The 14,372-nt window shown below is 60.4% G+C and carries 13 protein-coding genes; 2 read left to right on the top strand and 11 right to left on the bottom strand.

The genetic code is table 11. From position 1 onward, the window contains the following. Positions 1-57 precede the first annotated feature (57 nt). The 3 genes from GRI65_RS06385 to GRI65_RS06375 form a co-directional block, all read right to left on the bottom strand. Complete coding sequence (locus tag GRI65_RS06385; RefSeq protein WP_160755728.1) at positions 58-1,308, bottom strand: AI-2E family transporter; 1,251 nt, start codon at positions 1,306-1,308, stop codon at positions 58-60. A 98-nt stretch (positions 1,309-1,406) separates the two neighbouring features. After that, positions 1,407-2,018, bottom strand: a complete 612-nt coding sequence (locus GRI65_RS06380; protein WP_160755727.1) for a sigma-70 family RNA polymerase sigma factor — start codon at positions 2,016-2,018, stop codon at positions 1,407-1,409. Next, positions 2,018-2,224 carry a NepR family anti-sigma factor gene (locus tag GRI65_RS06375; protein WP_160755726.1) on the bottom strand — a complete coding sequence of 69 codons (207 nt, stop codon included), beginning with the start codon at positions 2,222-2,224 and terminating at the stop codon, positions 2,018-2,020. Before GRI65_RS06375 ends, GRI65_RS06380 begins: the two co-directional genes overlap by 1 nt. A gap of 249 nt (positions 2,225-2,473) precedes the next feature. Between GRI65_RS06375 and GRI65_RS06370 the strand changes: the two genes are divergently transcribed. Beyond that, the gene (locus GRI65_RS06370) at positions 2,474-4,093 is read left to right on the top strand and encodes a CHASE domain-containing protein (protein WP_160755725.1); all 1,620 of its coding nucleotides are present in this window, start codon (positions 2,474-2,476) and stop codon (positions 4,091-4,093) included. Positions 4,094-4,151: 58 nt separating this feature from the next. Here GRI65_RS06370 and GRI65_RS06365 read toward each other — a convergent pair whose 3' ends face one another. The 3 genes from GRI65_RS06365 to GRI65_RS06355 form a co-directional block, all read right to left on the bottom strand. Continuing rightward, positions 4,152-4,946 carry a response regulator gene (locus GRI65_RS06365; RefSeq protein WP_160755724.1) on the bottom strand — a complete coding sequence of 265 codons (795 nt, stop codon included), beginning with the start codon at positions 4,944-4,946 and terminating at the stop codon, positions 4,152-4,154. Positions 4,947-5,264: 318 nt separating this feature from the next. After that, on the bottom strand, positions 5,265-5,717 hold the full coding sequence (locus GRI65_RS06360; RefSeq protein WP_332872611.1) for a response regulator: 453 nt from the start codon (positions 5,715-5,717) through the stop codon (positions 5,265-5,267). Between the two features lie 161 nt (positions 5,718-5,878). Then, positions 5,879-7,036, bottom strand: a complete 1,158-nt coding sequence (locus GRI65_RS06355; protein WP_160755722.1) for an N-acetyltransferase — start codon at positions 7,034-7,036, stop codon at positions 5,879-5,881. Between the two features lie 219 nt (positions 7,037-7,255). Between GRI65_RS06355 and GRI65_RS06350 the strand changes: the two genes are divergently transcribed. After that, complete coding sequence (locus GRI65_RS06350; protein WP_232844050.1) at positions 7,256-8,320, top strand: fatty acid desaturase family protein; 1,065 nt, start codon at positions 7,256-7,258, stop codon at positions 8,318-8,320. A 7-nt stretch (positions 8,321-8,327) separates the two neighbouring features. Here the strand turns inward: GRI65_RS06350 and lptG are convergent, their stop codons facing one another. The 5 genes from lptG to GRI65_RS06325 form a co-directional block, all read right to left on the bottom strand. After that, on the bottom strand, positions 8,328-9,425 hold the full coding sequence (gene lptG / locus GRI65_RS06345; RefSeq protein ID WP_160755720.1) for an LPS export ABC transporter permease LptG: 1,098 nt from the start codon (positions 9,423-9,425) through the stop codon (positions 8,328-8,330). 3 nt (positions 9,426-9,428) lie between these two features. Beyond that, positions 9,429-10,688: an LptF/LptG family permease gene (locus tag GRI65_RS06340; protein ID WP_160755719.1), complete on the bottom strand. Its 1,260-nt coding sequence runs from the start codon at positions 10,686-10,688 to the stop codon at positions 9,429-9,431. A 124-nt stretch (positions 10,689-10,812) separates the two neighbouring features. Beyond that, positions 10,813-11,199, bottom strand: coding sequence for an ATP-dependent Clp protease adapter ClpS (gene clpS, locus GRI65_RS06335; protein WP_160756499.1), 387 nt, complete (start codon positions 11,197-11,199; stop codon positions 10,813-10,815). Between the two features lie 296 nt (positions 11,200-11,495). Next, positions 11,496-12,311, bottom strand: coding sequence for a phasin family protein (locus GRI65_RS06330; protein WP_160755718.1), 816 nt, complete (start codon positions 12,309-12,311; stop codon positions 11,496-11,498). A 140-nt stretch (positions 12,312-12,451) separates the two neighbouring features. Beyond that, positions 12,452-14,323 (bottom strand): class I poly(R)-hydroxyalkanoic acid synthase, encoded by a 1,872-nt coding sequence (locus GRI65_RS06325; RefSeq protein WP_160755717.1) that lies wholly within the window; start codon positions 14,321-14,323, stop codon positions 12,452-12,454. Between the last annotated feature and the right edge of the window lie 49 nt (positions 14,324-14,372).

Raw genomic sequence — 14,372 nt, 5'->3', positions numbered from 1 at the left:
CGATGAAAGCAGCCCGCTCCGGATCACCCGGGGCGGGCTGTTTCGTTTCTGTCAAAGTCAGGATCTAACCGGGGGACTTTCCTCCGCCAGGTCCAGCAGGTTGGTCGCGAACAGGGGTTCACCAAAGATGAAGCCGATCAGGTTCGGCCTGCCGACATTGTCGAAGAACGCGGTTAGCATCAGCAGGATGGGGACTGATAACAACGCCCCGAACACCCCCCATACCCACGAGAAATAGCTCAGCGCGATCAGGATCATCACCGGGTTCATGGTGAACCGGGCACCCAGAATTGAGGGCGTGACGATATTTGCTTCGACTGCATGCAGGCCGAGATAAGCCAAGGCCGGAACCACCCCGAGCAGCGCCGTTTCCGCCGTGCCGATTCCGAATAGCGCCAGCAACGCGGTCATCACCAGTGGTCCGATATAGGGAATGAAATTGAGCAGCGCTGCAAGCCCGCCCCACATTACCGGCGCTTCAACTCCCATCGCCCATGCGCCCCCTGCCACGATCACGCCGACGATGCCGTTGATCCAAGCAACGGTGAAGATATAGGCGGCAACGCGGTCCTGCATTTCGCGGATTGCCCGCGCGGCCTTGATACTGGTGCCGAAGGAAGTCCGATCGAACAGCAAGTGCTTCCGCATCCGCACCCGCGCTTCGATCATGAAGAAAGTCATCAGCAGGGTCAGCAGCGTTTCCAGCACGACGCTTGGCGTTGCAAAGGCCAACTGTTCGATCACGGACGGGCTGGCGAGGACGACTTCACGTCCGCTTGACTGCCCTGTCAGTTGGGCCAGTTCTTCGTTGGCGATGGCGATCCATGCAAACTGGTCGCGCAATTCCCCGAACCGCTCCGCCGCTTGGTTGGCCATTGCGGGAACGCGGTCGTACAGATCCACCGCCGGCTGCAGGATCAGCGCCAGCGCTAGCAGCATGATGGCGAAGAAGCTGAGCAGGGCGACCAGCGAAGCAAACACGTTGGGCAGGCCCCATCTGGCGAGCTTGTCCGCCAGCGGTGAGAGGATGATCATCAGCACGATCGCCGTGACCACCGGCAGGAATACGACCGATCCGATCGAGAGGACGAACGGGAGCGCCAGGAACAGCCCCGCGCCCAGGATCACCACCAACGCGGAAATCAGGCGAAGCTCCTGCTCCGCAAAGGCCTTGCGCCGGCTCGCCGGGTCGCGGGGTTCGGCAGCACCGGCCGCAAAACCGGGGCGGGCATCACCGGCAGAAGCGTCGACGAAATTTGGAGCGGCTGGACCGGCAGGCGGATCAGACGAAGAAACTGTTGCGCCCATTGCGTATCCTTAAGGGTCCCCACCGGGCCATTGCGCGAACGACCCGGCCCTAGGATAACCGGGTCAGATTAGCTCTGCCCGGCTTTGTATAGTCCGTCTTAGCGCGTCTTGGAAGCGAGCCCGTTGCCGGCAGCTACCATGTCAAGTTCCTGGAGAATGGCGCGGTGCGCCGAGGCATCGTCGGTGGAGCGGCGGGGAATATCACCGTCTTCCATCATCGAATTCAAAGTAGCCCGGGCGCGGCCGACCCGGCTCTTGATGGTGCCGACTGCGCAACCACAGATGCTGGCGGCTTCTTCGTAAGAGAAACCACCGGCGCCGACCAACAGCAGGGCCTCGCGGCGTTCTGGCGGCAACGTCAGCAAAGCACGGTGCATATCGGACAGGTGAAGCGGCTCTTCCTGATCGGCTGGTGCCGTCAGAATACGCTCGGCGACGTTTTCGTCATATTCGCCGCGAAAGCGGTTGCGCCGCATATCGGTCAGATACGCGTTGCGCAGGATCACAAAAGTCCAAGCCCGCATGGAGGTGCCGGGTTCGAACCGCTCCTGGGCCGCCCACGCCTTCATCATGGCTTCCTGGACAAGGTCGTCGGCCATGTCCGGGCGGCCGCACAAGCCGCGCGCGAAAGCGCGGAGATGCGGAATGACTTCCGTCAATTCTCGCTTGAAATCGGCCTTCTCAGACGGCGTGCGTTTGCTGTCGCTCATCAGGACTTGTCGTCCAGCCGCGAGAGAAGCTCTTTGAAGCTGTCGGGTAGGGGCTCTTCAACGACTGAATCGTATAAACGACGTAGTCCGTTGGCCCACTCCGGGTTATGCTCGGCGCCGTGCCCCGAGGGCGCGCCGGCCTGCTGTAGATTCACTTTTGCGTTCTCCGAACTGTCTGTCGCGCGCTTCTGTTTGTCAGATTTCATAGGAAGTATGAATCATCCCCGTTGTGAGCCCCGACGAGGGCATAACCGAATTTTACAGTCCGCGCTGAATTAATGTGTGTGTGATACGGGGAACGAAGACGCGACTGTTTGGTTCCCTGCTTGACGCGTGCTTAAACGGAGTGACGATTCCGTCTATGCACGGGTGAGCGTACCGAGGGGTTTTTCCGTGAACGATCTTCATCTGTGACCAAGGCGGAGCATCACCGGAAATCGGCGCGAAGGTGGCTCGTGGAATATCCGCGGGCCGTACCGCTTTTCATTTTCCTGTTGATCGCGGCAATCACTGCACTCAGCGTTTTCGCGATCGAACGCGGCGAAAAGCAGCGCGAACGGGCGCGGCTCCAGGCCATCTCCCAGACGGTAGGTTCGGCTCTTGAACGACGCGGCAGTTCCAACGCTGCGTATCTGCGCGCAGGCGCGGCCCTGTTCAGTACCGTGGACCGTGTCGATGAACGCATTTTCCGGCGCTTCGTCAGTGAATTGCGGCTGGATACCGAATACCGCGGGGCAAGCGGTGTCGGCTGGGCAAAAGCTGTTCGGCCCGGCGGGGAAGATCAGTATCTTGCGCAACTGGACGACGCATTTCCCAGCGGCAGACGCATATATCCGGCGTATGAAGGTAACCGGAAATGGATAACCCCGGTCACATTCCTGGAACCACGGACGGTGCGCAATCGCTCAGCGCTTGGTTTCGACATGTATTCCGAACCCGCGCGGCGCGCGGCGATGCAGGAAGCCGAACGCACGGTGCGGCCGACTGCCAGCGCGGCGATCGACCTCTTACGCCCGGCGGAGGATGGACGGGTCAAAGGGTTCCTGATCTATATGCCGGTGTTCGAAAGTAATGAGTTCGAAAGCACGGCCATCCAGCGGCCGCTCAGGGGTTTTGTATACAGTCCCTTCGATGCGCAGCAGTTTCTGGACTCGGTCATTCAGGACGAAAGTCTCGGGCAAAGCGGGGTCCGCCTGTATGATGGTGCAGTCGCGCCTGAAAATCTTCTCGCCGAGGTCCCGCCAGACGTTGCAACCGGGAACGTGATTTCCAGGCCGCTCTCCATTGCGAACCGGACGATGTACCTGGAGCTGGAATCGGCGCTCAGTGGGACCCTTTCCCAGCTTTCGATGGCGACGCTTATCTTCGGCCTGATGGTGGCGAGCCTGCTCATGGTGGTTGCCCGCCTGCTCAGCCAGCAGGCGCTGGAAGACCGGGCATCGCTTGAATGGCTGCGGGAACAGAACTCCATCCGCAACTCGCTCACCCGCGAACTGAATCACCGGGTCAAGAACACGCTGGCCAATGTGCTGTCGATCATCGCGTTGACCCGGCGCCGCGCGAGCAATCTCGATGAATTCGTCGACGGGATAGATGGCCGAATCCGGGCACTTTCGGCAACCCACGATCTGCTGACGCAGTCGGAGTGGGGGACGACTCCGATCGCGGATGTGGTGGCTACCGAACTGGCACCGTATAAGAGCAGCGGTGACGTGCTTTCGGTAAGCGGGCCGCCGGTGGAGCTCGCCCCGGGTGATGCCCTGTCGCTGGGGTTGGCTATCCACGAACTCGCGACCAATGCCGCAAAATACGGCGCATTGGGGCACCCGGGAGGGAAGGTTTCGGTCAACTGGACCAGAGAGAACGGAGTGGTCCGGATTGTCTGGCAGGAAACCGGCGGTCCGCCCGTGCCGGCTGATCGCAAGCGCGGGTTCGGTACCGACCTGATCGAGAAGATTGTAGCGCATGAGCTCGGTAATCCGGTCGAACTAGATTTCGCCCCGGAGGGTGTTCGCTGCGTGATTACCGTTCCGATCCGCGTACCCAGCGATTTCGCTATTCGGGCTGGCCGTTAGCGCCGGCGAATTTCCTGAGCGGGCCGACATATCGCCCCGCCCAGGATCGTCACATCAATTAGTCCAGCGGCCTACTCGATCCGAAGAACAGAGCCTGCGAGATAGCAGCGCGGACCGTCGATTCCTGGAACGGCTTGGTCACCAGGTAAGTCGGTTCGGGCCGGTCACCCGTCAATAGGCGCTCGGGATAGGCCGTAATGAAAATCACTGGAACGCTGTCGATCGCGAGGATGTCGTCAACCGCATCGAGGCCCGAAGAACCGTCGGCCAGCTGGATATCGGCCAGCACCAGTCCGGGCGTCCGTTCGGCGACGACTGCCTGGGCCTGCGTCCGCGTTGCCGCAGTCCCGCAGATTTCATGGCCGAGCGACGTAACCAGATCCTCGAGCTGCATGGAGATCAAAGGTTCGTCTTCGATAATCAGCACGCTGGTGGTGGATTCGCGGTCGATCTCCTCGACGGCTTCCTTGACCAGGGTGGAAACGTCCGCCGCGTCCATATCCATCACTTCGGCTGTCTCATCGATCGAAAAATCTTCGAGCGTAGTAAGCAGCAAAGCCTGGCGGTTAAGCGGCGTTATCGCCTTGAGGCGCACATTTGCCGCAAGCTCGTGATCGCTGCCCGTGGGCGGACCGCCCGCGACTTCGAGGTAGGCGCTGGACCAGACCTTGTTGAAGGCCCGGTACAGCGGCACACGGCCGCCGCTCAGCGTTGCCTTGAGGCCTTCGTCAGCCAACGCGGCTTCCAAAGTGGCCTGTACGAATGTGTCGCCGGTCTTTTGCGACCCGGTAAGAGCGCGTGCATAGCGCCGTAGATAGGGGAGATTCTTTGCGATCTGTTCGCCCAATGACATATAAACCCTTCCGCCTTAAATTCCGTCCTGAAACGCATTGGTTGCGGTTCGGTTCCAACTGTCCGAACCGAGCATTCCGGCGGCCTTGGCCTTCGATCCCATAGAGCCACAAGCGCCCCATGTCAGATATTTTTTTCGATTTTTAAGATTTGCGGGAACCCCGTTCAGGCCCGGGCATTTAGCCTATGTCACCGGCCGCGACCCCCCCTCCCGTCCATACGGCCTGTGACACGATCCCCCCAAGGGCCTCCACTCCAAGCGAGTTCGGAGGCCCTTTTTTTCGGGCTATTCTCGTTCACGTAACTGGGGTTCGAGTGGTTATTTGCCGGTGCGCCGCAACAGTGAAAACAGGCCGCGACGCTGGGGGCCGCGGATGGCCTCGATCAGTTCAGCGGGTTCGTATGGCTTGACCAGTACCGGCCCAAGGTCTGCGATCTTTTCCGGAATGTCCTGCGGGGCGCCGGTCGAAAACACGATCCGCGGCCGGTTCGGACCGACGTCATCGAGCAATTCCGCAATCGCCCAGCCGTCATCCCGATCCGCCAGATGGACGTCGAGGATTATCGCATCGGGCTTCCGTTCGCGCAGGAATGCGAGCGCCGCTTCGGTAGAATTGCACAAGACGACCTCACCCGCACCGCCATCCAGCAAGGCCTGCTCGATCGACATCGCGAGGATTCCGTCGTCTTCGACCACCAGGATCAAACCAAATCCAGCGGGGATGCGCCGCTTGCCGGGTTTTTTTGCAGCAGTCTGAACGAATTTTACCACAGTCCCCAGCCTCCATCGGCAGATTTGCATTCGATCGGCAGATTGGCCGGCACCTGGCCACTACCCGGCAGGACTTCGCTAACCAACGTTGCACCGGCGATCGTGGTTCCCGTCCCGACCGGTTTGATATTATGCGCCGGGAAGCGGAAATTTGCAACGATTCACAGTGATTTGCGGTAGATCAGATACTCGCGGTTGATTGTTCCGCCGATCATGTCGGCGATAGCGACCATGCCCTGATTATCGTCCAGTATCCATCCGATTTCCGCCCGCGAAGCGCCGAACTTATCCACTGCCTGCTGGCGGATCAGTTCGATCATCATGAAGGCCAACTGGCTCGCGAGGCGGGAATTGTGATGCTCTTTCAGCACACCCATCAGAGGCACCCGCATGTGCTTGCCGCGGGGCTTGCGAATCCAGCGTAGCAGAGTGAACCAGCCAAACGGGAACAGTTTGCCTCCGGTCTTGACCAAAGCCTCATTCACATCGGGGAAGGTAATCATGAACGCCACGGGCTTGCCGTCCAGTTCCGCGATGCGCACCAGTTCCGGGTGGATCAGCGGCAGCATTTTTTTCGCCGCGTAGGAAATTTCGGTATTAGTGAAGGGTACGAAGCCCCAATTTCCGGACCAGGCATCGTTGAGGATGTGAAGGATGATCCGCACTTCGTCTTCGAATTTCGACTTGTCGACTTCGCGGATACGGATGCGTTCGTTGCGTTCACCCGACTTCACGATCCGTTCGACCAACGGGGGGAAACTGCCGGTAATCGGCAGATCGTAAGTGAACAGGGACTTCGCCGGAATGTATCCGGCGTTTTCGATCCAGCCTTGGTAATGGGCGGGGTGGTGGCCCATCATCAGCATCGGCGCGTGGTCATGGCCGCGCACCAGCAGACCCGGTTCTTCCCAGATCGACAGTGAAATGGGGCCGAGAACATGGGTCATGCCTTGCTGCCGCAGCCAGTTTTCCGCCGCCGCCAGCAAGGCATCGCCGACTGCCTCGTCCTCGGCGTCGTAATAGCCGAACATGCCGGTGCCGGGGCCCATGCCTTGGTCCGGCGGTATTTCCAGTGCAAGCTCGTCGATATGGGCCGATATCCGGCCCACCGGAATGCCGCCGCGATCCGCGATGAAGAATTGCACCCGCGCATGCTTGAAGAACGGATTTTTGTCCGGATCGACCAGTTCAAGCTGCTCGCCGCGCAATTGCGGGACGAAATGCGGAACCCGGGCAGAGAATTTCCGGCCCAGATCGACAAACGCGGCCCGCCCCTTCTTTCCGGATACAGGGGTAATGATAATCGGTTTTTCGGTCACGCAGGCATTCCTGTTCAGGTGTGGTTTTCGTCTCTTGTGCGAACGGGGCCTTGTCAAGCCAGCCAGCAATCACGATCTCCGGAAGCTACCGCAACGGTTGATCAAAAGTTTGCACTGCAGGCGATTTGGGGTCACGGTCCGAGCAGCCGATGAGGCGATTTCGGTGCAGGCGATTTTGGAAATCTGGATTTCTTCATGAACGCGCAGAATTTGACAGGAATGGCTGGATCGCAGCCTTTGGTGGCTCCGGAACCGGTCCGCGTCCCGATTGCCGACGATATGGCGATGTTGCGCGGCGCACGTGACCTGACCAAGGACATCGCGGAGGCCAATCCGCGCATTTATTGGGCCGATATGCTGGCATCCACCGCCATCGGCTACGCGGCGCTGGCCGGGGCGATTTTGACCGGCAGCACGCTGGTGGCGATCATGCTGGGCGTCGTGGCCGCGCTGGCGCTGTACCGCGCACTCCTGTTCATTCACGAATTGTCCCATATCCACCGTAACGCGCTGCCGGGGTTCCGCACCGCCTGGAACGTGCTGATCGGCATTCCGATGCTGACTCCTTCTCTGATGTATGAAGGGGTCCACACCATCCACCATGCGCGTACGCGTTACGGCACGGTTGATGATCCCGAATATCTGCCGCTGGCGCTGATGAAACCGTGGTCGCTGCCCGTGTTCATCCTGATTTCACTACTGGCACCGCCGGCATTGCTGGTCCGTTACGCCATCCTGACACCGCTGGGACTGATTGTCCCGCCGCTGCGCAAGCTGGTGTGGGAACGGTTTTCCGCGCTTTCGATCAATCCCGACTTTCGCCGCCGACCCGCAGCAGAGGAATTTCGTCGCCGGTTTTTCTGGCAAGAAACGGGCGCGACGCTGTGGGCTATAGCGCTACTGGCAAGCACCCTGTTCCTAGGATGGCGACCGCTGCTCATCGCGCTCGCAGTGTTCTCGCTCACCGCCGTCCTGAACCAGACACGCACTTTGGTGGCGCATCTATGGGAAAATGACGGCGAGCCGATGACCGTGACGGCGCAGTATCTGGATTCGGTCAACGTGCCCCCGCCGGGGCTGCTGGCGGAAATCTGGGCACCGGTGGGCCTGCGCTATCACGCTCTGCACCATTTGCTGCCGAGCATGCCGTATCACGCCTTGCCCGAGGCGCATCGCCGCCTGTCGGAGCATCTTGGTACCGGGTCAACTTACGACGGATCGAACCACCGCGGGCTTGCGCCGCTGGTCGGGCGCTTGGCGCGTAGCACCATGAAAGTGCGCTAAGGGACCGCTATTCCTCCGTCCGGATGAGCACCGTCTCGCCGATAAGCAGGAACAGGAAGAACGGGGCCCACGCCGCCAGGAATGGCGGATACCCGCCGAAACTGCCCATCGCCAGGGCCGCGTTGTCGACCACGAAATAGGTAAAGCCGAGCCCCATCCCGATCAGGGCGCGGACGAACAGCTGGCCTGATCGGGCGAGGCCGAACGCAGCGACCGCGCCCAGCAAGGGCATCAGGAATGCCGATAGCGGCCCCGATATCTTGTGCCACCACTTGGCCCGCAGTTCTGTCGTGCGCCGACCCGCTGCCTCGAAATCATCGATGGAATCGGACAAATGCCAGAAGCTTTGGGCATCGGGATTGACCGCACTCAGTTCGATTTGTTCCGGGCTAACTTCCGGCGCAACCGTGGCGGATGCCGCCATGGTTGTCTCGGCGGTCTGGACATTGAAGCGGATCGCGTCGGTCATGGACCAACCGGGGGCGGCGTAGGTCGCCCGCTCGGCGCGGACCTGTTCCTGCAACATACCCCGTTCGTCACGCTGATAGAAGGTCACGCCGCGCATGGTCATGTTCGCGCCGCTACCGCTGACGGTGTTCGCAGCGAGGATATCGTCCCCCGCCGCCAGGTAAACGTTCGTCCTGAGCCCCGTATCCTGCGGGATCGGGCCGTAATCGCTCGCTTCCCATGCGCTGAGCGTGGCGGTCGCGTGGGTCACCACCCGCTCGTTGAAAACGAAGCTGGCGATGGAAACAAGCCCGGCGGTGAGCAGTAGCGGCGCCAGAACCTGGTGCGCGGAAAGCCCGGCAGCCTTCATGGCGATGACTTCACTGTTCTGGTTGAGGGTGATCAGTGAGATGATGGTCGCCAGCAGCACCGAATAGGGCAGGAACCGCGCAACCAACTGCGGCACACGCAGAGTGACATAGGTCCATAGCTGCGCCTGTCCGTTACCCTCCGCCGCGAGAATGTCGCCGCTGGTGCTCAGCAGGTCGAGCATCATCAGAACGAGGACCAGCACCGCCAGCATCGCCACGATCCGTACGAAAAACAATTTCGCCAGATAGACCGTCAGGGTGCGCGAGGGGAAGAATTCGAGCTGCATCGTCTATTCCGCCGCCTGAGGATGGGCGCCGGCATCATGTTCGGGTTCGAACCGGCGGCGCTTGCGCCGGAACAGCTTGCGGACTTGCTTCGCCAGTTTGGCTGATCCGCTTTCAAGCGCGCCAATTGCCTGTCCGCCGGGCACAAACGCAACCCGGTAGAACATCCACAGGATCAGCGCGGCAAACACCGCGAACGGCCCCCATAGCGCCAGCGCCGGATCGGCGCGGCCAAGCGCCGCGAAGTCCTCCCCGTATTGGTTGACCTTGTGATAGGCGACCACCATCACGATCGACACGAACACCCCGAGCGCGGATGTTGACCGCTTGGGCGGGATCGCCAGCGCTACCGCCAGTAGCGGCATCAGCAGCATCATCACCACTTCGACCATGCGGAAGTTGAAACTGGCCTGGCTGGCATCGCGCACTTCCTCAGTGCTTTCCGGGCTCCACCCGATGCTGAGCAGTTCGGGCAGGATATACTCACGCTCCGCATCGCCGCGGCGCCGGAATTCCTCGATCGCCGGCAAGTCTATCGGAAGGTCGTGCCGGGTGAAGCTGAGCACGCGCGGGGTCGCCCCTTCGCCATCCGCGCCGCCGTTGTCCTGTACGATAGTCCCGTCGTTCAGGCGCAGGATAATCGTATTGGGATTGTCGCTGGTGGCGAGGAAATTTCCTTCCCGTGCGGTGATCGACAGCACTTGGCCCTTGTCGGTGGAAACCCGGGCGAAAATGCCGACCAATTGCCGGCCCTCGTTGCGGCTTTCCTCGATGCGGAGCGCCACCCGGTCCTTCAGGGTGGTAAATTCGCCGACCTTAATCGAGGCTCCCAGCGCGCCGGACCGTAGGTCATAATCAAGCTGTTCGTAGTAATACCGGCTTACCGGCTGGATGTAGAACACCAGCGCGGCGTTCAGGCCCACCATTAACAGGGTGATTGCATAGGGAACCCGCAGCAGCCGCCAGTAGCTGAGACCGACCGCACGCAGCACGTCGAGTTCGCTGCTGGTCGCGAGCTTGCGAAATGCCAGCAGGATGCCCAGCAGCAGGCCGAGCGGGATCGCGAGGCTGGCGTATTCGGGGACGAGGCTGGCGAGCATCTTGAACACCACGCCGATCGGACCGCCCTCGGTCGCGACAAAGTCGAACAGCCGAAGCATCTTGTCGAGGGTCAGCAGCGACGCGGCCAGCACGAACACGCCCAGCATCGGTACGATCACGAGCCGGAAGATGTACCGGTCAATGGCGGGGATGAAATTGAACAATAGCTCGGCGCCTGCCAGTCTTTCCAAAACCCAGCCCGGAAGGCTGGTTCCATGCCCCTAGCGCGAAATTCGCCGGCGGTCATGCCCCGCAGTGACGCGGCGCCTTATTACCGGACGGTCCGGCTTACGCTTTCTCCAGCGTGCATTGCAGCGGGTGCTGGTTCTGCCGGGCGAAGTCCATCACCTGGTTGACCTTGGTTTCCGCCACTTCGTAGGAAAACACCCCACAGATACCGACGCCCTTCTGGTGAACATGGAGCATCACCCGGGTCGCTTGTTCGAGGTCCATCTTGAAGAACCGCTTGAGGACCATCACCACGAATTCCATCGGGGTGTAATCGTCATTCAGCAGCAGCACCTTGTACATGCTCGGCTGTTTGGTCTTGGGCTGGGTCTTGGTGACGACACCGACCTGGCCCTCACCGTCCTTGCCGCCATCCTTCGCTCCGTCTCCCTCGCCTGCACAAACGGCGCCAACCCGCCGCGTGAGGGCGATAGCATCCGGATTCATGAGGGAGAGATCGGCTTGGTCAAAGGTCATATCTGCAGTAATATCGTATCCGGTCCGCACTTCGCAAGGTGGGGCGCGCACTAATCCGCCCCGCGGCGCACATTTCATCGCAAAATCGCCTCTGCATGCTGAGTCAACATGCGACCAGGCAAACATACGCCGTGTTCGGACAAACAAAGCGGGCCGAACGAAAACTCGTTCGGCCCGCTTTTTTGCATGCCCGGGGGGAGAGGATCCCGGCACGCTTAACCTCAGAATGACGGACAGCTTGTGGCCACCGTCACCCGATTGCCGGTTCAGGCTGCCTTGCGGACCTTGTCCATGGCAACGCTGACGCGGCTCGAAATCGGCGCGAAAGCTTCATTGGCCAGCTTGACCCACGCTTCGGTGGTCTTCGAGACAGTCGCGATCGTCGCATCGAAATTGCGGCTGGCGATCTGGCTCTGCAGCTGGACAAACTCGGTGGGCGACTTGACGGCGGCGATTTCCTTGGCGTCCGAAGTCATGGTCGAAACGGCAGACTTGCCTTCTTCGACATAGCTCTTTGCCATTTCCTGCATACCGGAAGCGATGATCTTGCCAGATTCGACAATTGCTTCGACGTTATGCTTGCTGAATTCGCCCATTTCCGAAGCGAGCACCGTGCTCTTTTCGTAAACGGTCTTCGCGCGGGTCTGGAGGTCGGACAAGCCGTCCTTCAGCTGTGCGGTGTAATCGGCGGCAGTTTCCTGTGCTTTGGTCATGATGGTTTCCTTCGTGATGGATTGCTTGATCGAGGGGGTCTTCGCAGCCACTGGCTTGCGGGTCTTCGCAGCGACCTTGGCAGCAGCCTTGGGCGCAGCGGGCTTCTTTACTGCAGTCTTTTTTGCAGCGGGCTTGCGAGCGACGGTCTTCTTGGCCGTGACCTTTTTCGGCGCTGCCTTCTTGGCCGCCGGTGCAGGAGCCGCGACGGCTTCAGCGACTTTCTGCGCTATCGTCGGCTTCGACGATGCTTCCGCTGCCGGAGCAGGGGTGCTGGTAGCTGAGGTCTTCACTGCAGTGGTCTGCGCAGCCGCATCGGCGAAAGCCTTCTCGGTCGCTGCGTCAATCTTACTCGTGGCTTGATCTGCCATGATACCGAATCCTTGTGCGTTGCCGATCCCGTTTTCGGAACCCTTATGTTGCAGTGCACAAAATAGGTATTCCGGCAGTCATGTCAAGCTTTTTGTGCAGTGCAACATAATCTTCACAAGGTATTGTACAGCAAGGATAACTATCTCTGGATCACGTAGCGTCCTGGCGCGTCCTCGATAATTTTGTCGCCTTTTCCGCCCGGCTTTCGGGGACCTTTGGCGGGGACTTTCTTGCTGTCCTGTCCGGTAATCCACTCGATCCAGTCCGGCCACCAGCTACCTTTGTGCTCGGTTGCTCCGGCAACAAATTCCTCGAGCGAAGCGGTGTCTTCGTCGTTTCGCCAGTATTGGTACTTTCCGGCGGCGGGCGGATTGACCACGCCAGCGATGTGTCCGGACCCGGCCAGCACGAAACGCATCGGACAGGAGAAATGGTCGGTCATCCGCCACACGCTTTCGGCTGGCGCGATGTGGTCTTCCTTGCCGGCCTGGATATAGCAGGGCGTTTCGACCATCCGAAGATCGATTGGTGTACCGTCTGCGCTGAGCGAATCGGGTTCGACCAGGCGGTTGTCGCGATAAAGATCGATCAGGTAGCTCTTGTGCCATTTGGCGGGCAGGTTGGTGACGTCCCCGTTCCAGTGGAGCAGGTCGAACGCCGGATATTCTTCCCCCAGCAGGTAATTGTTGACCACATAGTTCCAGATCAGATCGGTACCGCGGAGCAGGTTGAAGGTCGCTGCCATCACCCGCCCGTCGAGATAACCATCGCGGGCAAGGTTCTCGATTGCGGCGATCTGGTTGTCGTCGATGAAATTTAGTAATTCGCCCGCTCGTTCGAAATCGACCTGCGCCGTGAAAAACGTCGCGCTCTTGATCTTGTCCGCCTCGCCCCGCCGGGCCAGGATCGCCAGTGTCGCGGCCAGCGTGGTGCCGGCGACGCAGTAACCGATGACATGGGTGGACGGCACATCCAGCCGCTGGCGCACGTGGTCGACCGCGTCGATCTGTGCGCGGATATAATCGTCCCACACCACGTCCGCCATCGACGCGTCGGCCGATTTCCAACTGACCACGAACGTCGTCAGGCCCTGTTCGACCGCCCACCGGATGAAGCTCTTTTCGGGATTGAGATCGAGGATGTAGAACCGGTTGATCCACGGCGGGAAGATGATCAGCGGAACGGCCAGCACATCGGGTGTCGAGGGGCTGTACTGGATCAACTGATATAGCGGGGTCTCGTGAACCACCTTGCCCGGCGTCGTGGCGATGTTGCGGCCAAGCTGGAAGGCGGCCGGATCGGTGTGGGTCAACTGGCCCCGCTCAAGGTCGGACAGCAAATGTTCCATCCCCTTGACCAGGTTTTCACCGCCGCTTTCCAGCGTGCGTTGCAGCACTACCGGATTTGTGAGCGGGAAATTCGCCGGGCTTAGCGCTTCCATCATTCCCTTGGTGGCAAACCGCAATTGTTCGCGCTTCGCCGGATCGAGGCCTTCGACCTCGTCCACCATTGCCACCAGCCGCTCGGTCATCAGGAGGTAAGTCTGGTGAATGAGCGCAAACAAAGGCTGCTGCTGCCACTTCGGATCGGCGAAACGGCGGTCCTTGCGCGGCAGGTCGGGCGCAGTGTTTTCCTCCGTCCCGCCGTCCGGTCCGGGCGCATACTGCCCCAGAACCGACTGCCATAACTGTACCGAATCTTCCATCAGGCGCTGTTGGCGAGCCGGATCCACCAGCGGCATCTGGGCCATCCAGTTCTTCGACAAGTCGGTCCACCCCGTCAGGTCGAACATCGCAGTCGCCGGTTTTTGCTGCCCGGCCTGAAAATCGTTCCACATGGATTGCAACCGGCTGGACAGTTGTGCCCAATGATCGGCCGTGTCTCCGCTTGCCGGTATAACATCGGGTCCGCTTTTCACCGGCATCATCTGGTCGAAAAAGGATTGCGCCTGTTCGGCCTGCAATTTCATCAGCGCGGTGAAGGGGTCATCCGGTGTCTTGGCAGCCGCCATGTTGGCTCTCTTCCCGTTGCGTGGTGTCGTTGATCGCCCAAACTCATAC

It is taken from the genome of Allopontixanthobacter sediminis, assembly GCF_009828115.1.
GTDB classification, from domain to species: domain Bacteria; phylum Pseudomonadota; class Alphaproteobacteria; order Sphingomonadales; family Sphingomonadaceae; genus Allopontixanthobacter; species Allopontixanthobacter sediminis.
This window is presented reverse-complemented; position numbering and strand designations above follow the sequence as displayed.

What these genes read in the sequence shown, in the direction of transcription:
- GRI65_RS06385 (WP_160755728.1), bottom strand. Translation starts at nt 1,308, where the DNA reads ATGGGCGCAACAGTTTCTTCGTCTGATCCGCCTGCCGGTCCAGCCGCT.
- GRI65_RS06380 (WP_160755727.1), bottom strand. Translation starts at nt 2,018, where the DNA reads ATGAGCGACAGCAAACGCACGCCGTCTGAGAAGGCCGATTTCAAGCGA.
- GRI65_RS06375 (WP_160755726.1), bottom strand. Translation starts at nt 2,224, where the DNA reads ATGAAATCTGACAAACAGAAGCGCGCGACAGACAGTTCGGAGAACGCA.
- GRI65_RS06365 (WP_160755724.1), bottom strand. Translation starts at nt 4,946, where the DNA reads ATGTCATTGGGCGAACAGATCGCAAAGAATCTCCCCTATCTACGGCGC.
- GRI65_RS06350 (WP_232844050.1), top strand. Translation starts at nt 7,256, where the DNA reads ATGGCTGGATCGCAGCCTTTGGTGGCTCCGGAACCGGTCCGCGTCCCG.
- lptG (WP_160755720.1), bottom strand. Translation starts at nt 9,425, where the DNA reads ATGCAGCTCGAATTCTTCCCCTCGCGCACCCTGACGGTCTATCTGGCG.
- clpS (WP_160756499.1), bottom strand. Translation starts at nt 11,199, where the DNA reads ATGAATCCGGATGCTATCGCCCTCACGCGGCGGGTTGGCGCCGTTTGT.
- GRI65_RS06330 (WP_160755718.1), bottom strand. Translation starts at nt 12,311, where the DNA reads ATGGCAGATCAAGCCACGAGTAAGATTGACGCAGCGACCGAGAAGGCT.
- GRI65_RS06325 (WP_160755717.1), bottom strand. Translation starts at nt 14,323, where the DNA reads ATGGCGGCTGCCAAGACACCGGATGACCCCTTCACCGCGCTGATGAAA.